Origin of the sequence: Candidatus Thiosymbion oneisti (assembly GCF_004359955.1) — a bacterium.
GTDB classification, from domain to species: Bacteria; Pseudomonadota; Gammaproteobacteria; order Chromatiales; family Chromatiaceae; genus Thiosymbion; species Thiosymbion oneisti.
In genome coordinates this window covers 55,994-78,662 of record NZ_SMSC01000020.1, presented here as the reverse complement: position 1 = coordinate 78,662, position 22,669 = coordinate 55,994, and the positions used below count along the sequence as shown (strand labels likewise).

Annotated in this window: 14 protein-coding genes; 6 read left to right on the top strand and 8 right to left on the bottom strand. The window is 56.3% G+C overall.

The window, feature by feature from the left end; translation table 11 throughout:
* Window positions 1-118 precede the first annotated feature (118 nt).
* The 6 genes from E1958_RS12895 to E1958_RS12870 all read left to right on the top strand — a co-directional run bounded on the left by E1958_RS12895 (window position 119) and on the right by E1958_RS12870 (window position 7,975).
* Window positions 119-415 (top strand): type II toxin-antitoxin system RelE/ParE family toxin, encoded by a 297-nt coding sequence (locus E1958_RS12895; RefSeq protein WP_133512233.1) that lies wholly within the window; start codon window positions 119-121, stop codon window positions 413-415.
* A 3-nt stretch (window positions 416-418) separates the two neighbouring features.
* On the top strand, window positions 419-703 hold the full coding sequence (locus E1958_RS12890; RefSeq protein ID WP_133512232.1) for an addiction module antidote protein: 285 nt from the start codon (window positions 419-421) through the stop codon (window positions 701-703).
* Between the two features lie 418 nt (window positions 704-1,121).
* Complete coding sequence (rpoC, locus tag E1958_RS12885; protein ID WP_133512231.1) at window positions 1,122-5,645, top strand: DNA-directed RNA polymerase subunit beta'; 4,524 nt, start codon at window positions 1,122-1,124, stop codon at window positions 5,643-5,645.
* Between the two features lie 320 nt (window positions 5,646-5,965).
* Window positions 5,966-6,715, top strand: a complete 750-nt coding sequence (locus E1958_RS12880; protein WP_133512230.1) for a YebC/PmpR family DNA-binding transcriptional regulator — start codon at window positions 5,966-5,968, stop codon at window positions 6,713-6,715.
* Between the two features lie 78 nt (window positions 6,716-6,793).
* Window positions 6,794-7,561, top strand: a complete 768-nt coding sequence (gene zapD, locus E1958_RS12875; RefSeq protein WP_133512229.1) for a cell division protein ZapD — start codon at window positions 6,794-6,796, stop codon at window positions 7,559-7,561.
* Between the two features lie 201 nt (window positions 7,562-7,762).
* Window positions 7,763-7,975: a DNA gyrase inhibitor YacG gene (locus E1958_RS12870; protein WP_089725052.1), complete on the top strand. Its 213-nt coding sequence runs from the start codon at window positions 7,763-7,765 to the stop codon at window positions 7,973-7,975.
* 5,377 nt (window positions 7,976-13,352) lie between these two features.
* On the opposite strand, the gene E1958_RS12865 is transcribed toward E1958_RS12870, so the two are convergent.
* From E1958_RS12865 to E1958_RS12830, 8 genes are all read right to left on the bottom strand, one after another.
* A complete protein-coding gene (locus E1958_RS12865) occupies window positions 13,353-13,937 on the bottom strand; it encodes a DUF3501 family protein (RefSeq protein ID WP_243448488.1) in 585 nt (194 codons plus the stop codon).
* 235 nt (window positions 13,938-14,172) lie between these two features.
* Window positions 14,173-15,942 (bottom strand): bifunctional metallophosphatase/5'-nucleotidase, encoded by a 1,770-nt coding sequence (locus E1958_RS12860; protein WP_133512227.1) that lies wholly within the window; start codon window positions 15,940-15,942, stop codon window positions 14,173-14,175.
* Between the two features lie 167 nt (window positions 15,943-16,109).
* On the bottom strand, window positions 16,110-17,123 hold the full coding sequence (locus tag E1958_RS12855) for a hypothetical protein (RefSeq protein ID WP_133512226.1): 1,014 nt from the start codon (window positions 17,121-17,123) through the stop codon (window positions 16,110-16,112).
* 211 nt (window positions 17,124-17,334) lie between these two features.
* A complete protein-coding gene (locus tag E1958_RS12850) occupies window positions 17,335-17,700 on the bottom strand; it encodes a DsrE family protein (RefSeq protein ID WP_165742132.1) in 366 nt (121 codons plus the stop codon).
* A 393-nt stretch (window positions 17,701-18,093) separates the two neighbouring features.
* The gene (locus E1958_RS12845; protein WP_133512225.1) at window positions 18,094-19,740 is read right to left on the bottom strand and encodes a SulP family inorganic anion transporter; all 1,647 of its coding nucleotides are present in this window, start codon (window positions 19,738-19,740) and stop codon (window positions 18,094-18,096) included.
* Window positions 19,741-20,649 (bottom strand): c-type cytochrome, encoded by a 909-nt coding sequence (locus E1958_RS12840; protein ID WP_133512224.1) that lies wholly within the window; start codon window positions 20,647-20,649, stop codon window positions 19,741-19,743.
* Window positions 20,649-21,371 carry a c-type cytochrome gene (locus tag E1958_RS12835; RefSeq protein WP_243725269.1) on the bottom strand — a complete coding sequence of 241 codons (723 nt, stop codon included), beginning with the start codon at window positions 21,369-21,371 and terminating at the stop codon, window positions 20,649-20,651. Before E1958_RS12835 ends, E1958_RS12840 begins: the two co-directional genes overlap by 1 nt.
* A 674-nt stretch (window positions 21,372-22,045) precedes the next feature.
* The gene (locus E1958_RS12830; protein ID WP_133512223.1) at window positions 22,046-22,516 is read right to left on the bottom strand and encodes a helix-turn-helix domain-containing protein; all 471 of its coding nucleotides are present in this window, start codon (window positions 22,514-22,516) and stop codon (window positions 22,046-22,048) included.
* Window positions 22,517-22,669: the final 153 nt, after the last annotated feature.

Below are 22,669 nucleotides of genomic sequence, written 5' to 3'. Positions count from 1 at the left end.
GGTCGCGTTAGCGCCCCCGAATGCCGCTTTGAGCGGCTCACAATCGAAAGCCCCCGGCTTTGCCGGGGGATGGTTACTCGCAATTGACATCGCGAGTCTCGTCAATTGCAGTTGACACATGATCGATATTATCAAGAGTGCAACCTTTGATCGGTGGCTCAAGAAACTGCGAGATCCCCGAGCGAAGGCACGCATCGAGATGCGAATCCGTCGGCTAAGCCTTGGAAATCCGGGTGATGTCAATCCCATCGGTGAGGGTCTCAGCGAGATGAGAATTGACTACGGTCCCGGTTACCGGGTGTACTACATGCAGCATGGTTCGGTTCTGGTTGTGCTCCTGTGCGGAGGGGATAAACGCACGCAACGAAGTGACATTGCTAAAGCCAAGGAACTTGCTGCGGAGTGGAAGGGTTAAGACATGGCTGAAAAATTTAGCCGCTACGATACTGCCAACTACCTGGAAACGGAAGAAGATATCCGCCTTTACTTGGAGGCGTGTCAGGAGGACGGCGACCCTACGCTTATTGCCGCGGCACTTAGCGACATCGCCCGAGCACAAAACATGAGCCAACTTGCAAAAGAATCTGGGATGACTCGTGCGGGTTTATGCCAGGCACTTTCCCCCGGAGGCAACCCGAGCTTTGCGACTGTTTCAAAGGTGGCAAAGGCACTTGGGCTCAAGATCACTATTCATCCGGCATAGCAATCAGGCAACGTACCAAATTGCAGCATAACCTGCAGAATAAGATCTCTGAACAGGAGAACCCAGATATGGCCGAAATATCAGTCAAAGAGTTTTTGCGAAGGAAAGGGGCCAGGCTCAATTAATCTCGAAATCCTGATCCAAATAAAGGAAACGAGGCGTCTCTTGAGCAGTGGAAGATTTATCAATCATTGCCGGACGAAGAGGCGGAGAAGCACCACGAAATCCGCGTGATAGATGAAGAGGGTGAGGACTATCTCTATCCATCCGACTGTTTTTCGCCTGTCCATCTGGAAGATTCTGTCGCAAAATCATACATAATGCAGAATTCGACAGGCAGAAATAGGGCATAACAAGCGTACTCGCTCCTTTTCCCTGAGCACCTCAACCCCGGACCATCTATGCCGGAGGAACGAAATTGAAAGACCTTCTACAGATTTTGAAGCAGCAGGGTCAAGCCCTGGAGTTCGATGCCATCAAAATCGGTCTGGCTGCCCCGGACATGATCCGCTCCTGGTCTTTCGGTGAAGTCAAAAAACCCGAGACCATCAATTATCGGACCTTCAAGCCCGAGCGTGACGGGCTGTTCTGCGCCAAGATCTTCGGTCCCATCAATGATTACGAGTGCCTGTGCGGAAAGTACAAGCGTCTCAAGCACCGTGGCGTCGTATGCGAAAAGTGCGGTGTGGAGGTTACGCTGGCGAAGGTGCGCCGCGAGCGCATGGGACATATCGATCTCGCCAGCCCCGTGGCCCACATCTGGTTCCTCAAGTCCCTGCCCTCGCGGATCGGTTTGCTGTTGGACATGACCCTGCGCGATATCGAGCGCATCCTCTACTTCGAGTCTTTCGTGGTCGTGGATCCGGGTCTGGTCCAGACTCTGGAACGCGGGCAGTTGCTCACCGACGAGCAGTACCTGGAGGCCCTCGAGGAGAACGGCGACGAGTTCGATGCCCGGATGGGAGCGGAGGCCGTCTACGAGTTACTGCGTACCATCGATTTGCCGGCGGAGATCCGCCGGATGCGCGAGGACATCGAAGTCACCAACTCCGAAACCAAGATCAAGAAGCTGACCAAGCGTCTCAAGCTGATGGAGTCCCTGCAGGAATCGGGCAATCGTCCGGAGTGGATGGTCCTCACCGTGCTGCCGGTGTTGCCGCCGGAGCTCCGGCCCCTGGTCCCACTCGACGGCGGGCGCTTCGCCACTTCCGATCTCAACGATCTGTACCGGCGCGTGATCAATCGCAACAACCGGCTCAAGCGGCTGTTGGACCTGGTAGCCCCCGATATCATCGTGCGCAACGAGAAGCGCATGTTGCAGGAAGCGGTGGACGCCCTGCTGGATAACGGACGGCGCGGACGTGCCATTACCGGTACCAACCGGCGCCCGCTCAAGTCCCTGGCGGACATGATCAAGGGCAAGCAGGGGCGCTTCCGCCAAAACCTGCTCGGCAAGCGCGTGGACTATTCGGGACGCTCGGTCATCGTCGTCGGCCCCACGCTCAAGCTCCATCAATGTGGGTTACCTAAGCGCATGGCCCTGGAGCTGTTCAAGCCCTTTATCTTCAGCAAGTTGCAGCTGCGTGGTCTGGCCACCACCATCAAGGCCGCAAAAAAGATGGTCGAACGCAGTACCGGGGAGGTATGGGACATCCTCGAAGAGGTCATCCGCGAGCATCCGGTCATGCTCAACCGGGCCCCGACCCTGCACCGCCTGGGGATTCAGGCCTTCGAGCCGGTATTGATCGAGGGCAAGGCCATCCAGCTCCATCCACTGGTGTGCACTGCCTTCAATGCGGACTTCGACGGCGACCAGATGGCCGTCCATGTACCTCTATCCGTGGAGGCACAGCTGGAGGCCCGCGCCCTGATGATGGCCTCCAACAACATCCTCTCTCCGGCCAACGGTGAACCCATCATCGTGCCTTCCCAAGACGTGGTGTTGGGGCTGTACTACATGACCCGCGATCGGGTCGGTGCCCGCGGCGAGGGCAGCCGGTTCGCCGGCATCGATGAGGCCCGGCGTGCCTATGAGACGAACAACGCGGATCTGCACAGCCGCGTCAGGGTACGCATTCGGGAGGTGCTCATCGAGGACGACGGCACCCGGCGCGAGGTCGTTTCCATCAAGGAGACGGTACTGGGCCGGGCCCTGGTATTCGAGATCGTGCCTGACGGCCTGCCCTTCGACCTGGTCGACCAGGCCCTGGGCAAGAAGGCGATTTCGCGGTTGATCAACCGCTGCTATCGGGTATTGGGGCTGAAGCAGACCGTGATCTTTGCCGACCAGCTCATGTACCTGGGCTTCCGCATGGCTACCCGGGCGGGCATCTCCATCAGCCTCGACGACATGGTGGTCCCGGGGAAGAAGGCGGACATCCTGGCCGCCGCCGAAGGGCTGGTGAAGGAGATCGAAATCCAGTATGCCTCGGGATATGTAACCAATGGCGAGCGCTACAACAAGGTAGTGGACATCTGGTCTCATACCAACGATCAAGTGGCGAAGGCCATGATGAACAAGCTCGGCGGCGAGCTGGCTCACGCCGATTCCGCGTTCGAGGCGCAACGCCTGATAGGTCTATACCGCCAAGGGGTAATCAGCGTCGTCGACGAGGCCGATCGGGCCATCGTTCAACGCCTGTTCAACGCGCTCCAGTCACAGGTCAAGCAGGCCGCAAATAGGCTGGACGCGGGGGAGATTGGGATCGAGACTTTTCGCAAACAGGTAGTCTCCACGCTGGCCGACTATCGGACGCAGATCCGGGACCTGGTGGAAATCGACGCCATTCGGGCGGAAAACCTGAAGCGATCCGTGAAGGGAATGCTCGCTGCACCCGAGACCCAGATCATGCAAGAGCGCAAGCAGGACTCCTTCAACTCTATCTATATGATGGCGGACTCCGGAGCCCGCGGCTCCGCGGCGCAGATCCGGCAGCTCGCCGGTATGCGCGGCTTGATGGCCAAGCCGGACGGTTCCATTATCGAGACGCCGATCACCGCCAACTTCCGTGAAGGGTTGAACGTCATCCAGTACTTCATTTCCACCCATGGTGCCCGCAAGGGTTTGGCGGATACGGCCCTGAAGACCGCCAACTCCGGCTATCTCACGCGGCGCCTGGTAGACATCGCCCAAGACATGGTGGTGCTGGAAGAGGACTGCGGGACCGAGGAAGGTCTACTGATGACGCCCATCATCGAGGGTGGCGACGTGGTCGAAGAGCTGCGAGAGCGGATCCTTGGGCGCGTTACTGCGGTTGATCTCTACCGGCCTTTGACGGACGATTTGATCTGCCCCGCGGGGACCCTGTTCGACGAGGGGTGGGTCGATACGCTGGAGGCTATGGGCATCGATCAGGTGCAGGTGCGCTCCCCCATTACCTGTAAGGCCCACACCGGGGTCTGTGCCCAATGCTACGGCCGTGATCTGGCCCGTGGACACCGGGTGAACCTCGGTGAGGCAGTGGGTGTCATCGCCGCCCAGTCCATCGGTGAACCCGGAACCCAGCTGACCATGCGCACCTTCCACATCGGTGGTGCAGCCTCGCGGGCCGTGGCGGTCAACAGTATCGAGATCAAATCCGCCGGCACCGTGCATCTCCACAATATCAAGACAGTGCAGCACCACAGCGGCAACCTGGTGGCCGTGTCGCGGTCCGGTGAGCTGACGGTAGCTGACGATATGGGATTGGAGAAGGAACGCTATAAGGTCCCCTATGGCGCGACCCTTAAGGTCGGTGACGGTGACACTGCGCAGGGCGGCCAAGTGGTGGCGAGCTGGGATCCCCATACCCACCCGGTCATCACCGAGATGGCAGGACGTCTAAGGTTCGAGGACTTCATCGACGGCGTCACCGTGCAAAGTGAGACGGACGAGGTGACGGGACTCACTTCGTTGGTGGTCATCGACCCGAAGCAACGCCCGGCGCAAGGCAAAGACCTGCGGCCCATGATCAAGCTGCTCGACGAGCATGACCAGGCGCTCAATCTTGCCGGTACCGAAATACCCGCCCGCTACTTCCTGCCTGCGGGTGCCATCGTCAGCGTTGCCGACAACGCCGAGGTAGGTGTGGGTGATGTCTTGGCGCGTATCCCCCAGGAGTCGAGCAAGACGCGCGATATCACCGGTGGTTTGCCGCGGGTAGCGGACCTGTTCGAGGCCCGCAAACCCAAGGAGCAGGCCCTGCTCGCCGAGGCCTCGGGAACCATCAGTTTCGGCAAGGATACCAAGGGTAAACAACGGCTCATCATCACCACCGATGAGGGTGAGGTATTGGAAGAGCTGATCCCCAAGTGGCGCCACGTCAATGTCTTCGAGGGCGAACATGTGGAAAAGGGCGAGGTGATCTCCGATGGTGAGCTCAACCCGCATGACATTCTGCGCCTCAAGGGGGTGACGGCCCTGGCCGAGTATTTGATCAAGGAGATTCAAGACGTCTACCGGCTGCAGGGCGTTAAGATCAACGACAAGCATATCGAGGTCATCATTCGTCAGATGCTGCGCAAGGTGGAGATCATCGATTCCGGTGACACCAGGCTGCTGCGTGGGGAGCAGGCCGAACGCGCGACGGTGTCGGCCGAGAACGCCCGGATGGACGCCGAAGGCAAGCAGCCGGCCCGCCATCAGCCGTTGCTGCTCGGCATCACCAAAGCCTCGTTGGCTACCGAGTCCTTTATCTCCGCGGCCTCGTTCCAGGAGACCACACGGGTCCTCACCGAGGCGGCCGTGCGTGGCTCCACCGACCATCTCACGGGTCTCAAGGAAAACGTCATCGTGGGCCGTCTGATCCCGGCCGGGACCGGACTTGCCTATCACAACGAGCGTCGCAGCCGGCGCCAGGTGGAGCGTGAGCTGGAGGCCGAAGCTCGAGGCAAGGTGGAAATGGCCGCCGAGGATATCGAACAGGCCCTCAAGCAGGAATTGAATACCTCTGAGATAGGGTAAGATGGCAGGGCTTGGAGCCTGTCTGGCTTACGCGTTCGTACTCGATTCCGCAGTAGAACAGTCGTAAGTCAGACAGGCTCTTAAAGTTGATTGTCTCCAAAAACTTCAGTCCGCCGTAGGCGGATCGAGGTACAAACCTCCATCTTCCAGATGGATTATCTTCGGTCGGCGGTTGAGTCCGCCGAGGGCCACTTTAGTGGCCCAACCTACCAGCTTCAGCTGGTAGTGGTTGAGTCCCGGAGCGAATTCCCCGGGTGCGATTGGTCGCGTTCAGAAAGACATGGGGTCCTATGCGTGGTGGAGAGGTAGCGAGGTAATCGATGGCAGGTCACAGTAAATGGGCCAACATCAAGCACCGTAAGGCGGCCCAGGATAAGAAGCGAGGCAAGATCTGGACCAAACTGATCCGGGAAGTCACGGTCGCAGCCCGCGAGGAGGGAGGGGACCCGGATACAAATCCGAGACTACGTCTGGCGGTGGACAAGGCATTCGGCGCCAACATGCCCAAGGATACCCTAGACCGCGCCATCAAGCGTGGCGCCGGCGGAGGCGAGGGAGAAAACTACGACGAGATCCGCTATGAGGGTTATGGTCCGGGCGGCATCGCGGTCATGGTCGACTGTATGACCGATAATCGCAATCGCACTGCTGCGGAGATTCGTCACGGCTTCGCCAAGCATGGTGGTAACCTGGGTACGGATGGCTCGGTATCCTACCTGTTCGCCAAGCAGGGTATCATCAGCCTTCCACCCGGCACCGACGAAGATACCGTCATGGAGATTGCGCTGGAGTCCGGTGCGGAAGACGTGGTAGTCAACGATGATGGCTCCCTGGATGTGATCATGACACCGGAGGATTTTGCCACCGTCAAGCAGGCCCTGACCGGCGCGGGCTTCGACACCGAAGCCGCTGAGGTGACCTTCAATGTCGCTACCCGGATCGAGCTCGACCGGGAAACGGCCGAAAAGCTACTCAAGCTGGTGGATACCTTGGAGGACCTGGACGACGTGCAGTACGTCTACCACAGTGCGGACATCCCCGACGAGGTCATGGCGGCTTTGGACACCTGACCGATTGCAAGGATTTTCTACCCATCCACGGGCTTGGCACCAAAGCTCGGCGAGTCCCAACCACCCAGGAAAACGATCGTGTCCACAAGCCTGACTTTCGAGTATCCGTTGAATGAAAGGATCCGTACCTTCCTGCGCCTTGAGTACCTGCTCGAAAAGGTCGCCCATTTCCTCCCCCAGGAGGACCCCTGGATGTCGCGGGTGGCGGTTGAAGGGATTCTCGACATCCTCACCATCACCACCCGGGGAGACATCAAGACCGAGCTGCTGAAAGAGCTGGAGCGAAACACGAATGCACTGAACCGCATGCAGCGCGAGCCCGAAGTGGATCCGAAGACCCTGGAAAAGACGCTCGATGATCTACGTAAGGCCATATCCGATCTCCACAAATCGAGTGGGCAAATCGGGCAATCTCTACGCCAGGACGGCTTCCTTAAGAGCATTGCCAAACGCAGCAGCATACCCGGCGGCACCTGCAGCTTCGATATACCCCAATACCACTACTGGCTGAGGCAGCCGTTGAAGTTGCGTCAGCAACAGTTAAACGACTGGATGCAGAGCTTGCAACCGGCGAGCAACGGCATCACCTTGGCGCTCTCTTTGGCGCGCACCAGCGCCGAACCGCGCGAGGTGACCGCCACCGGCGGCTTTTATCAAGAAGCCTTGAATATCCAGGCCCCGGCCCAGTTAGTGCGCGTCACCCTAAAAGACGGCAGCCATCTCTTTCCCGAAATCAGCGGCCACAAGAATCGCTTCAGTATCCGCTTTATGAGCGTTAAAGAGACAGGGCGACCTACCTCCTGGCAAAAAGATACGACCTTTACCCTTACCTGTTGTGTCTTTTAAACCTGTTGACATTTAACTCTAACCGACTGTTTTCACGTATTAAATAGCCGCAACATCCCACTGGTCCGCACAGCGGACCCTACAATCAATCAAGGCTCTTTATGGATTCCGGACTGGTCGAAGAGGACGACAGTCGGTAGCACGATGACCGATGACGGAACAGGCAGTCTTTTCTCAATAACCCCCCCCGCCGCGCTGCACGTGAACACCCCTCCCAAGACAGTTGCCTGCCCCAATTGCGGCAAGCCGGTCCCCTGGGTTCCCGAATCCAAGTGGCGACCCTTCTGCAACGAGCGTTGCCGGTTGATCGACCTTGGCGAGTGGTTCGGTGAGGGCCACCGCCTCTCCGAGCCTGTTGAAGATGGCTATGCTTCGCCGATACGCGAAGAGAACGACGGTTCTCATCATTCGTAGGGTGTGGTGAGCCATAGCGAACCGGAGCGGTGCAGCGGAAACTTTGGAGTACGGCGGTAACCTCACCCCGGTACCGACTGGAATCCGCAGTGTCCGACCTAACCGCGAAGTCATTATGGATACCCGCCCAGTCGCTTTTGACGGCGAGGTCCCAAGCAAAAGCGTGCGGCTAGGGGAAAACGCCGTCGCCGTGGCGCGTGGGGGACCCAGCGCCCAGGTTCCCGGCAAATGCTGCCGGTATTTCTCACCGCTGGGACTTGATCCGGCTGCACCGCTTTGCCGGTGCACTCCAGCAGTTTGAATCCGTAAGATACGAGATTTTGCACCGATACGCGGTGAAAACGGATAATCGAGAGAATGCGAAAACAGAAACTCTAGTAATCGTTTAGCCTCATCTGTCATTCCGGCAGGATTGTTGAATCCAGGTGCCATAGATGGCAAAACAGTGGGGTCTGAATAATTGGTAACCTGAGGTATTAGAGAATGCGCTTACGCACTACATTGTTTTGACTTTTGCGGGTTGGCCTATTGGCTGGTCCTGCATCTGCTCCGATTGTTTTGCCCGCAGGACGCGGACGGTAATCTGTGGTTCGAATTGCTACAGAAACGGCCATCGGGTAATCCATGTCTTCGCACCAAAAAAGATACGCAGCTGATCAAACTGAGAAAGAGACAAAAGGATCAAATCGAACTGACCGAACGCATACGGACGACCTGAGTCATGCCGGGCGGAGAACTCCCCGTGGTAATGCCAAAAGCCGACTCGGATGACATTGTCGACATGAATTTTCAACTCGGTAGTGATATAGTGTTGATTCTGGCGATACCATAGCGAGATTGGTAAAGAAACGAGTTGGATCTGTCGGCATTGGGAATTTGTCCCTCAGTCTATTTAGTAGTCTTGCTATGGATGCAGCCCGCTGTTGTGGGCCATTATAGTGGGTTGCTAGCTCTTCAGCGATAAGCCCAACGAGCTTAATACACGAGTTGCTTTGGTAGAATATACGACAAACATAAATAATAGTTAACGATGTATTACCATAGAAAGATATGGTTGATACCTTGGTTCAAAAAATAAGGATATAGACCAGAAGCTAGCCTTTTTTATGATTCTCACGAAAATACCATTAAAAAAATAATAATATGGAAAATGTGCGACTAAACTCTGAATCAATCCGGGAACAAATACCTTTTATGCATATGAATCGAATTACCTTCCGTGGGCTTTGGTAGATAATTTCGATTTGAAGTATCGATTACTCTTTGGCTTCATTGAGACTTCCTGGTTTTGAGCTGTATCATTTTACGATCCCATTGCATTTATACTGGTTAATAGTATATGTTTAGCTCCTCCACCCCTACCATCTTGGTGGTCCTTCACCAATAGTAACCACAATATTTTGCAGGGTCAGAGGAGCCAACCGTATACCCCTTTATAAAAAATTTCAGTTTCTAAACGGGGCGATACCTTTGAAGAAGGCGTGCTTCGTCAACGGTACATCTGAATAATCAATGGCTCAGGGCCTGTGGAGGAGCTGAGACGATGAAAGCCAGATCTTCGGGTTGCCTACCTGGTGCTTATGCTGCTAGTCAGCATTCCAGCTGGGGCACTGGAGCCCGTTGGCCCTGTCGAGGCAATGCCTCCATTACTCCGCATTGGTGAGCCAGTTGTTAACCGCGGAAGATCTGGCTGGTGCCCCTCAACCGAAAGCACAGCTGATCTCCTTTGAGGCCGGTGATCATTCCCTGGCGGAAAATACCGCCCACGAGACATTGGAATTGGCGAGCTGAGACCTCGGTTCGGAGCTACACCAACTAACCATTCTCGCGCTGAATAACCTCGCCGGTTCATATTACACACAAGGCCGATATAAAGAGACTGAAAAGTTCTTTGTGCGTCCTGAGACCTGGTAGCGGGTGCTGGGCGAAGACCACCCCTGATATCTTTGCAAAGCCTCAATCACTGGCGGATTGTATCGAACCCAGGGCCGCTACAAGAGCCGAACCACTCCTTCTGCATGCCCGTGAGGCCTCGCGGTGAGCGGATATCAGTGGAGGACCACTACCAAACCCTCTAGCATCAACAATCTTGCTACCCTTGCATCAGAGGCGCAAGGCCGCTATAAAGAGGTCGAACCACTACACGGTGAACGTGCCCAAAGCCAGTGAGCGAGCGTTGGGTCGATCATCTCCAAACCCCTCGGTAGTGTCAACCTCACCGATCTGTATCGAGCCCAAGGCCACTATGAGAAGGCTGAACCGGGCTTCTATCTCCGCGCCTTCGCGCCCGCTAAGAACAGGTACTGGGCAAAGATCATCCCTTACACCCTTATTGCCGTCAACAACCTTTGCTGGGTTGTGGGCGAGACGCAAGGCCAATATGTAAAGGCCGGAACCGCTCTATATACGCGCCCTTGAGATCCAGGAACGGGTGCTGGGCAAAACCACCCCAACATCCTCATTTCCATCAATAACCTCGCTGCGCTGTATCAGACGCAGGGCTGTTACGGCGAGGCCGGAGCCAAGCGATTTAATGCACCTTTGCAGGAGTTTAACGAGCGAATTTTGGGCCAGGATCAATCTCTGATACCCCTTAGCAGTACAAATAACCTTGCCGGATTGTAATTTCGCGCAAGGTCGCTATGACACGGCCGAGCCTCTTATCTGCGTGCTTTGGAGGCCAACGAGCGGATACTGGGTGAGGAGCACCCCAACTCCCCTTTATATGGTACCAACCCTTGCCATGCTAAAATTCATACACTGGCCGTTATAGTGAAGCTGAGCTAATTTCGTACGTGCCTGAAGTTTAACGAGAGCGGGTATTGGGCCAGGATCACCCCATAACCCCTTTGTCAGCGCCAACAACCTCGCTCGGTTGTATTACGCAATAAAGACCGCTATAATAAAGCCGAACCACTCTTTGTGCGCATTATTAAGGCCCAGAGTTGATACTGGGTCGGGATCACCCCCCGATACCCCTTTGTTAGCGTCAGCAACCTCGCCGGCCTGTATGATAATAAGGCCAATATGACAAGGCTGGCCGCTGCTTGCATCTTGCCCTCAAGGGCCGCGAGGAGCGGGTATTGTTGATAAATATCACCCTGACAATTCTCATACCTCGGCCGCCAATCTTTTAGCCTACACATTAATCAATCTCGGCAGCGAGACCAGGCGCGTGAGAGCTGCGTCGCCTGACAAGGGTCTGCGTGGCTTCGTCGGCAGCCAGCTCTCGATTACGCTCAGCGATGCGCCGCCGCTGGCCAGAGACCGAATCCAAATTCCAACACCTAAGTTCAGTTCGCCCTCCCGGTATCCGCAACCGGATACCTTGCGGTTGGCCGCCGATGTGTTAATAATTTGCGCTGGAAGCGATTAAGGCCGAGGAGACCGAGGCACTGATTGCCCGGTTTGTCCGGCTCCAGCTGAGATCTCGCGATGGCGGTCGCCGGGCGAACTGGAGCAGATACCGAGCCAACTCTTGAGCTGGTTGATGAACTCGCTTCGGTGCCGGATAAGGAGGCCATCGCTAGTGCCCCGTGAGGCGGTCGAACGCCGCGAGGTGGAGCTGCTACCGGGCTGAGCCGAGTAATGTGGAGCAGCGGGCAAGGCGTGATGTCGGATTGAAACAGGTAATGATCCGGTTCACCTGGGTCGGCCCTGCTCTCCTTACGCGCATTCCGGCCGGTAGATTTCGCGACCGGTAGTTCCTGTAAACTCACTGGCTTGCCCTCTTGATCCTGCGGACCGGAGATGGACCCGATCTTGCTCGCTGATCTCGGCCCAACGAGCCCATGGTCAAGACTCCAACGCGCCCTACGGAAACTGTCAGCAAATGTCGACTCCATAAATCTGGCTGCTTTCACTCCGCAGTTCCAAGCAGTGTTTCTCCAACCGATGGCAGGGAGTTGGCCCGCAAGTCCTACCTAAATGCTCTTTGCAGCCGGATGCTTATTTCGGCCAAATACGACTGGACTTACATCGCCCCGGATGGCGTGCTGGATCTGGTTGCCTTCGCGCGCCTGGATACTCCCCGGATATGCCATTGATCGAGCGCCAGGTTGCAATCGGATCTTCAGACCGGACGCGACCTTATTGAATTTGGCTCGGATTTGGCCTCCGCCGCCAAGCGGGCATGTTTGTCTACGGGCGATGTGGACTACGCCGCTTCGGCTCCTGAGCCGTGTCCTCCTTTATCCGCAGCTAAGCAGCCGGGAGGCCCATCCGTAGCAAGCGGAGGGTGGACGAAGGCCAGATATTGACTGGAGACAACGCCTGCGTAGTGAGAGATGCCAGTTTCGTCCGCCTCAAGTATACTGGTCACGAGGTAAGGGCCATTAAGCAATTCCCATTGATTCCGGATTAATGGCAAGGCCGAGATTTGGCAGAGCCGAGGATGCCTCGGAGACTCGACTCAAATCCCCTGCTCTCAAATCCTCCGTCTCCCGCCGCATATTGCACCTGGCTACCCACGGCTTCTTTCTCGGTAAGGACAAGCCCAGCGAGCGACCCCCCGACCTTCTTGCCGGTTTGGTACGTGGCTGGTGCCAATGACGGCTGTACGGTAAGCTGATTCCGGCTATGAGATGGCATCCCTTTATGCCCTGGAGGTGCAGGACCTTGAACCTAGCGGGTACCGGAGTTGGTCACCCTCCTCATTTGATACCGGTCGCGGTGAGGTGGGACACTGGAGGTCTATGGTCTGGTGCGCCTTTCGCATCTAAAAGCCTTAGCCGTAACTCATGACTTCGGAAGCTGAATGATCTCGGGCCACCGGTTTCATGAAGGATTTCTACGCAAAAGCGGTTCGAGGACTGACGCCACCCGGCGGAAATCCTGCGAGAGATCCAACTGGCCTTGATCAGGGCTGAGGATTCCAAACGCAGCCGTCCGAAATACTAAAACTCTGGTCCTGATCGAGGGGTTTGTGGCGTAGGGGCTGCGGACTGATTCGGTTGTCTTTGTTGCGCCGCGGTACCAACTTCGTGTCGAAACTAGGGTCGCTGACATCGGGTGGTGGGATGGGCAAAAAACGAGCTCCCGGGCAAGTTGGCTCCAAGGCCGCGGGTCATTCCACGCAGATTTCTGAACCCTGATAGTCTGGGAGGATGCACTTGGCGAAGCGTGCCCATCGCCATTTGATGGGCACGCGGCGTCTGATTTGTCTCCCGACAAGAGGCCGCGGTTCGAGGAGCCCTGCGCGATGACCAGCGCTCGAGGCCAACTGGATGGACAGACTTCGCTTTGCCCATCCTGCGGCTATTCCACGACCAAAAGGCTTCGTTTGAGCCGAATTTTCCTATAGGAAAATCCACCTTCCCTACTCAGCAAGAGTCGGACTGAATTGTCGGACTCCAATTGTAGGGTGCCCTGAGATCGGTCAGTCGAGATCCCGCATTAACGCGGTGCGCGTAGCCTCATTGACGCTTACCGCCTGGCGGTAATGCGAATGATCGATGCCGACCGCTAGGTCCGTTCCGGCCTTCAAGGCGGCGATCATCTCCGGCGTCAGTTCGAAGCGCAGAAAGTGCACCGACGAGGTTTTGGTCTCGTCCGCGCGTTCCAGGTCTTCATCGGCGATGGCAAAGACCTTCTCTTGGCCGATGACCTGTACCCAGACCCGGTCCTCGATCCCGATGAGTTTACCGAGTTCCGCCCGGCGTTCCTGGGCGTCCGGGTACTCCATCATGAAGGTCGCCTTCCAATTGTTGCCGTCGGGAATCAGCGGGTTGTAGGCCGCCAGCTCGTCGGCGATGCCTTCCGGCTCGAAGATACGTTCGATACGCAACATTTCCTGGATCTGGTATTGAATGGTCAGCCGATCCTCGAAGTAAAGCGTCGCGTATGTACCGACGTGGATCTTTCGGTCCCGCTTGTGCGCCATAATCTTGGCCCGGAAGTCGCCGCGTAGCTTGGCGTAGGCCTCCAGACCGTAGAGATCTTCAGGTGTCAGATAGTTCATCATCCGCTTCGCTTTAGTTAGGGCCTGTTGAAATTTGATATTGCCGGCTCCCAGGCTCCAGCGCCAACAAGCGACCAGGTAAGCCGACCCAAGCCAACCCATGTCGGCACAGAGGGGCACGATCCGCCGGAGCGGACAAGACAGCGTTCCCACCTGTCTGCGTGCAGGGACGCACAGGCAGGCGTTGGAGCCTGGGAACGAGCGCAGGATAATAGGCAAAATGTACTGAAATGATGGACTAGTCCCCGCCGTAATCCACCCTCACAGCACCCCTGAGCGGTTGTATCTCTCGGTTTTTCCAGATCGGTTTCGGTAGCGGCTGCAACAACTTCACTCGGCCCAATGAGGGCGTGACCAGATGCCCTGGCAGGGTCTGCAAATAATAGGCGACCACTTCCGTAGCATCCACGATACCGGCGTCTTTGTCTCTCAACACCTTGATTTCCAATGCGGGGTGCCGGTTGATTTGTGACGGTTCATCCACATACCAATAGCCGGCTACCCTATACATCTTCTCATGATCCATCAATTCGCCATTGACTCGAATCCGTGATGTCCGCAAACCGAATTCATTGTAAGGGTCCAAGGCATAGGTGAGCCCGGAAAAAGCCGGTAGCCAACCGCCGCCCCAAGCGCCGACCCATTGACTCAATACTGCCTGTGCGGAGCGTTCCAGCTGCAATTTCAGGTCATCGCCGGATATCAAACCACAAGCGATTTGTGGTCCGATGGGGATATAATGATAAATATCCTCGAGCCTGATCGGCCCAGGCGCAATATGGGTTCCATAGCGAAAACCACGGATAACACCCACATCCGCCTGACAGGCGGCTCTGAATGCATCGGTCAGGAAGTTGTGCGAGGTGCCTTCGATAACCGCCGGGGCCCGTTCGGCGTCCGAAAAATTGGAACGATGCAACGGAATCCGGGTGTGCCCGATAATGATATCGACGGGCGTTCGCAGGACTGCCCCATTGATGGGGTTGACATGGGGTTTAAAACCCTCTCCTTTTATGAACGGCCTCCGAATCGCGTCGATCTTTGCCGCTATCTTCGGGTGAGGGACATTATTGTCGACACTGATGCGATGGGCCTGCCATTGCCAATCCGTTATTTTCTTGTCCTCTACCCTAACCGTAAGCTCACCCACCAAGGTTCCATCCTGTCCTTCTTCTACCAGTATGGTACCGGTTTCGGCCACCAGCGCCTGGTAGGTCTCTTCGTGCATATCGGAGGACAACACGATGTCCACGCCCGGAAAGGTCTCCACCAATGCCAAGTTATTCGCCAGACCGCGTTCGGACAGCAATACGACCAAATCGACCTGTTCCTGGTTCCTCAACAGATCAATGGCGTTCGGCAATTCATCCTGCCCGGTCGTCAGATAAAACCCCTCCATGACCATGGGGCTCAACGCCTTGGGACCACGTTCTGCCGTCAATCCGATCAGGCCGACCTTGACATCGCCGACCTGGTAGATCAGATAAGGCGGTAATACCCTTTGCCCGGCCTTATCGGCATAGGGGGTTGCCGGAAATTCATACAGGGTCGCGTAATAGAGATTCGCCGCAACGGCATGCCAATTGGCTTTGGGCGTTTCGCCCGCAAACAAGCGAATGAAATGGTCCGTACCATAAAGAAAATCCCAATTGCCCGGCGCGAAGGCATCTATCTTGAACTCGTTCAATATCTCGATCAGCGCCTCGCCACGTGAGAATAAGGCCTCCGCCGATCCTTGGATCGTATCGCCGGTATTGATCAACAGGCTATTCGGGTGTGCCCGCCTGATCTTACTGATCTGATCGTAGACATAGGCCAAACCCCCGACCATTTTTCCATGATCGCTCGCGGCGTCCCGCAGCTGCGGACGAGGTACCAAATGACCGTGGAGATCCCCGATGTGGATCAGGGTGACCTGTCCGTCACCCGCAGCGAGTCTCAGTGGTGAACAACAGGCAACAGCCAAACAGACCCAATAAGGGCACCTTGAAAATTTTAAGGTAGCCATGTGGGATAAGGAGACCCCGCTATCTTTGTGCGCGTAACTGCATAAACATGAAGGCGCTCGGAAACCTGGGTGCGGCGTTCCCCACGCATCCCGGCGACGGTATTGTTCCTGGCCCGCAGCGCCGGTGCTCGGGAGACAGGTGCGTGCGGCAAGTGGCCGACATCCTCTCAGTGCAGAACCTCGTCGAGACGGCTGGCGGTGAGGACCCGCTCGGACCACTCCAACAGGGTCTGCTCGCTGGCCTGCTCGATACGGCGCTGTACCGCGTCGGGTAAGGTGCCGAATTTCAGGCGTAGCTGGCGTTCCAATACCAAGGCTTCGCCTTGGTGCTTGCCCTGCTGTATGCCTTGCTGCATGCCTTGCTGCATACCCTGCTGTATGCCTTGCTGCATACCCTGCTGTATGCCTTGCTGCATACCCTGCTGTATGCCTTGCCGCATACCCTGCTGCATGCCTTGTTGTATGCCCTGCTGCATGCCCTGTTCGTGGAAGCGTTCGGCAAATCGGCTCATGGTCTGCGCCTCGTCGGGATAGTCACGCTGATATTCGGCCCGCTCATTATCATCAAGCGCTGCGTAGATGTCGATGAAGTCCAGATACTTGAGTTGCTTCTCGGGATCGGGTTCCAGCTCAATCAGTCCCCGAACCGCTTGGGCATAGACTTCGACCTTGCGCCGCGCGGGGTACTGCATGTTGGGCAGGTTCAGCCGTACTACCAGGTTATCGCTGTGGCGGTAGTCCTCATAGGACAGCTCACCGAGGGCACAGCTCAGGTAGCGGAAATCGAGGTAGGTGTCCTGATCTCCGCTCAGGCGCAGGCGTTGGGCCACACCTTTCGCTTGGCGCAGGAAGATGACGACCGGGACCACACGGTCGGTCTTCATCAGCTCGGCCAGATCCAGACAGTAGTGGGCCAGGCGGTGGATGGAGAAGCGGCGGGCGTCGCTCTCTTCTTCGAGCACGAACAGGAGGGCCTCGCGTCGTCCGTCGGGCCACTCTACCCGTAGCGGCACATCGAGCTCCCGAAAGCGTTCGCCGAGGCGTTCTTGGAACTGCTCTTGGCGAACGGGTGTAATGTGCACCCGTTCGTCGATCTTCGCGGCCTCGGCGGCGGCGAAAAAGGCCAACGCTTGACGGGAATAGTCGAGGAGGAGGTTTTTGAAGTTCTGGTCGTGGGACATGATCCTATCCAGGGAAAAAACGAGGTTTGGATTGTTACTTAGAGGCCGTCTAAAAACTAACATACTGATTTTAAAGCGGTAGGCTGGGCCGAAGGACGAGACCCGGCAAGTCAGGCTAGCCCGTCAAAGCTGGGTTTCGTTCCTCAACCCAGCCTACCGTCTACTATGCCTTTTTAGACAGCCTCTTAGAGATCCTCACAGGCGACCCGATTCAGGGCCTGACATAGCTCCAACCTAAGGTCTGTTTTTCGACCAGTTCCACGATGCCGGAAGGCACATAACGTACCTGCTCCAACATATCGGCGGGTCTCAATTTCGCCCTGCGCATCGAGTTCTCACTCACGATAATCCGCACGCCCTCCGTCGTCACCTCCTTGACCTTATCGGCGATGGGAATCGGCGCGTAATACTTGAGCGTCTGCACCCCCGCACCATAAACCACGATTTCGACATCGACATTTTCCGGGCCGAAGGCCGCGAGTGCACTCCGGGCATTGTTCAGGGCCGTATTGAGCTTGTCGACGCTGTCTTCACTGACTTGTAACAACAAGCGATACTTCAGTTGCTCAGCGGCCAAGGTAGTCACTGATATACACAATAAAAGAGCAGCGACAATCAACCTAATTTTTTCCATTTCGAGCCTCTCTCATACCCTGTGTGGTACAACTACCCTGTGTGGCAATGCCATTAAGTTAAGTCTTGTAGGTCGGGTTAGGCGCGTCTTTCGGTGGTGAGGGATGCAAACGCTTTCGAACGCGCCCTAGCCCGACATTCGATGGTGGGTACCTGTTTGCTCCGTAGAAGATGCGGATTCAATCGAAGCCGGCGGCGTACAGCGGCGCCATCCGCGAATTCGAGAGACCGCATTGTCGGGTTACGGCGCGTTTGGCCTCGCTGGCACATACCGGCCTTGAAAGGCGCGCCTAACCCGACCTACCACGACCAGCGGCCGGCAGCTAACTTAATGGCATTACCCTGTGTGGTACAACAAGTGATCATCACCGATCACTTCCGGCAACCGACTGCCTCGAATCACCGTATCCAGCTTATGATTCCCCAACCAAAGGAATAAATCCCCACCTGCCTCGCGGCGTTTGAGCGCCTCATGGATCAAGACCTCCAGTGCTGACTCGTCCATGTTTTGGATCTGTTCACAGATCATAACCAAGGACCCTTGGCGTCCACCTCGGGTATTCAAATCCACGAGAAACTTCTCCAGGCCGTTCACCGAGCCGAAGAACAGGCTGCCGGAGACCTTCAATACCGTTGCCCGTTCCACCCCCGCGGGCCGGTACTGCTTGGCTTTCAGTCCGAACAGTAGCTCAATCTCGGGAACGGAAACGCTCCTCAAATAGGCCACAATGGATAAAAAGACCCCCAAAAAGACACCATCCGCCAGATTGCCGTACAGGGCCGTTATCAGGGTAACTACAAAGATGATTCTCGCCTCGCTGCGTATCGCCAGTAACCGTTTGATGTCTTTCAGCTTGATCAAATTGACGGCCACGATGAACAAGACCCCCGCCATGACCGGCATGGGTAAGCGCGCAATCAAAGGGCTCGCACCGAATACCAGGAGCGCCAGTGCCAATGCCGAGACAATACCCGCCAGGGGGGTCAAAGCGCCTGCTTCCAAATTGGCCGCGCTGCGATTGAATGAGCCGCAGGCCGGAAAGCAGGACAAAAAGCTGCCGGCGATATTGGATAGGCCCTGACTTGCGACCTCCTTGTTATTATCGATCAGTTGCCCGGTCTTGGTCGCCAGGCCCCGAGCAATAATAGTCGATTGAATCAATCCCATTAAGGCAATACTGAACCCCGCCGACATCAGCCCCTCTGCGGCCTCCGCGAAATTACCGGGACTGAAATCCGGGTGTGAAAAAGGGGCAACGCTCAATGACAGATGGCCCAGTCTATCGATGGCCGTGGTCGCCGAGCCGAACAGCAGATCCAGTGTTTCCGCCATCAGGGTTCCCACCAGGATGGCAACAATATGATGGGGCCATGTGGGCCGATAGCGTCTCGAGAGCACACTGGCTAGAATCGTCGTAACCCCTACGGTCACGGCATAGCCGTTGATGAGATGTGCACTGAAAAATAACCGATACAGGGTGTAATCGATGTCCTCGGGGACATTCATGATGATACCCATGAAATCGCCCGACTGACGTAAGATAATGGTGATCCCGACGGCGGTAATCAAAGCGATCAGAACCGTTTCGGAAAAATAGTTGAAGACAGCGCCTAATTTAAACACCGCAAATAGGAGCTGGATCACGCCCACGATACAACTCAAGGTAATGGCATACATAATGTAATCGGGCGTGCTCAATGAAGCATAAGGCGCGAGCGCCGTGGCGATCATAATCGCCAACGCCGTATTGGGGCCCGATAGCGCCTGCCAGGAAGAGCCGAACAGGGACGCGATGATCACCGGAAAGATAGAGGTGTATAGCCCGTATTCAGGTGGCATACCCGCCAATGTCGCCAAGGCAACGGCCTGGGGTAGAATCAGCACACCGGCAATGATGCCGGCAATCAGATCGTTCTTGATGACCGCGCGGTTTAATAACCCGAACCAGGCCGTACAATTGAACAAGGAGAAAAAGGCACCCACTTACCAACCCCCGCCCGGCTTGGGTCCCAACGCATTCAAGAACCAACCCACCCGGGGATCGAACGGACGGTAGTGGATCCACATATAATTGGCGACATCCCAGGCCTCCATATCCGTCAGAGTATAGCCGGCACCCAGCGGCATATTGGCCTTGATGTAGCGCGCTGCCCTTCTGATCTTATTCATACCCGCTCCACGATTGAATGAATCCCCCCCCCATAAGGGCGGAAACATATAGCCCACGCCGTTTTTGTGTTTCTGACCCTTGCCGTCTTCGCCATGACACATGGCACACCGGGTTTTATAAACGATTTCGCCATTGATATGAGAAGGGGAACGGGTTCGGCTGATGGGTGCAAGGCCGCGGCCGGGCAACTCGACCCCGATCGGTACATCCTTGGACAACCAATGCATGTAGGTCACCAAGGCCTCCATCTCCGGGGCGTCCAAGGTCGGGGCAATGCCGTCCAAGCTGTATCGAAAACAATCCTGAATCCGTTCCTGAATGGTGATTACCTCTCGATTTTTGGAGCGATACTGCGGATACATCCCATAGGCCGCCCATAGGGGCATGGCATAGGGCTGACGACCCTCCGATAGATGGCAACTGCTGCAATTCAAACCATTACCGACGAAGCGCCGACCATGCACTTGGGTATTGACGAAGATCTCACGCCCCCAGCGCACCATATCGCCATATTTGTCGTCCGGAATATCCTCTACCTTCGGTGGAACATAGTACTCGCCGGGATTGACGACCGGCACTGCGATCAATTCGGTGGGCAAGCTGACGCGCGGCTCGACCAGGCTGGGGCGGACCTCCAAAGGATCGATTTCTTGCGCCGTGATGGCCGTGATGAGAGACGCATTGATTACTGTGAATAGATAATATAGCTTGAACCGAGGCATTATTGATTTACCTCATAGGACATATTATCGAAGTAGGCAGCGATGGTTTTTTTATCGCCATCGGTCAACAGGTTGGATATATTTTTCATGATCGCTAGATTGTCATTATCGCGTTCACCGCGCTGCCACTTGTTGATCTGATTGATAATGTATTGTGGAGGTTGGCCGCTCAAGGGCGGGAAGATAGCGCCGAAGCCTTCTCCATTCGGGCCATGGCAGGCGCTACAGCGTGGCATCATATATTCCGGTTTGCCGCGCGCGGCCAGTTCCCGACCGTTTTCCAGCGTCTGAAAATCCGCCGCGACCGGCCGCGCCTTGAACGGTAACCGGGCATAGTATTCGGACAAATTGTCAATCTCCTCAGGTGTCAGTGCCTTGGCAATCGGGTTCATTATTGCATCGGATCGAATACCCGGTGAATAGACGGTGAGATCCTTATAGATACGAGGCGTCTTGGTGTAATCACGTGCGATCGCATCGACTTTTACACCGATGTCCAAGGGATTACGCGCAAAATCCCGGAGTTGTTTGCGAATGTAGTCAGGATGCAATCCGGCCAATCTGGGGTAACCGAGTCCCCGGTTGCCTTCGCCTGATCCACCATGGCAACCCGTGCAGGCCGGAATATCTTCGCGACCCTGTTGTGCCAATTGTTCGCCCATCTCTACGGCAGTCTCGAAGGAGGCACTCCGGTGGGACTGAAGATAAACCAGCAGCAACATCCCCAATCCACTGATCACAAGGGCAGAGAGGATGAAATATGATTTTTTCCACATCTCGGATTATATTGTGAATATAGTCACTTTAGCTGATCCGCGCGCCCTCAGTATTGAGGGGCTAACCCGACTTGCCGGGGAGGGATCAGCGTGTTTCCCCGACCAACCGGACCGGTCGCCCGTCCCGACAGACCGCCAGGCGTTGCAGGTCTATAGACACCCATAACCTCCGGAAGATCCTCCGGTAGTGGTAATTTAAATGGTTAGCGTAGAAGGGTTCATGATGCCCCGTTGCTTGATTGTCCCCAAAAACTTCAGTCCGCCGTAGGCGGATCGAGGTACAAACCTCCATCTTCCAGATGGATTATCTTCAGTCGGCGGTTGAGTCCGCCGAGGGCCACTTTAGTGGCCCAACCTACCAGCTTCAGCTGGTAGTGATTGAGTTGATCCCCTCTCCCCGGCCCCCCTCGCTGCGCTCGGCGCAGGCTCTCTCCCGGCGGGAAGGTGTCGCAAAAGCCCCTCTCCCGCCGGGAGAGGGGCTTTTGCGACACCCTCGGAGGGAGAGGGGGTGCTGCGTGTGACGTGCCCAACCCACTGCGAGTGGCGATGTTTCCATTTAAGCCTTAACCACTACCGATCTTCCATGCAGGCCGCTAACTCGGCCTTGTGCTCAGACGGGATCACCCGGCAGGTTTGCTGATACGGTTTCCGCCTATCTTTTTGAGTGCGCGCATGACGGTCGGTGCGGAGATGGCGTCCACTACCTTCAGGGCAACCAGCTCTGCGGCCAGTAAACGCAAGGTCCACCGGGCATGTCCGGGTGGTGGCTCGCTACTGGCGAGCTGGATCAGGCGCGCTTCTTTCTCCCCATCGAGAATCGGTGCGCGCGGGGGCCGCTCACGCTGCTTGCGCTCCAGGGCCGCCCCAAGCCCTTGCTCCACAAAGCGTTGGCGCAGTGTGAACACGGTTCGCGGGGCGCAGGAGAAGGCCTCCGCGGCTTGCGCATCGCTCCAGTTCGGTCCATCCGCATCGACCTTCAGCAGTACATTGGCATGCTTGATCTTATAGGCCGCCGCCTGGCCCTTGTTCACCAACTCGGTGAGCAGGGCGCGCTCCTCCGCGGTCAGACGCACGATGTATTTTTTGGTCATGGGATACCTCCTGATGGAATCACATCATGAGATAGCATCGATCCTGTGAGTTTGCAATGTTAGCCGAAATTGGAGTGTGTTTTCGATGCGGCTATTGGTTGAATTGTGGGTCGTGCGGATTGCTCGGTGCACCGATGAAAAACGAAACCAGCT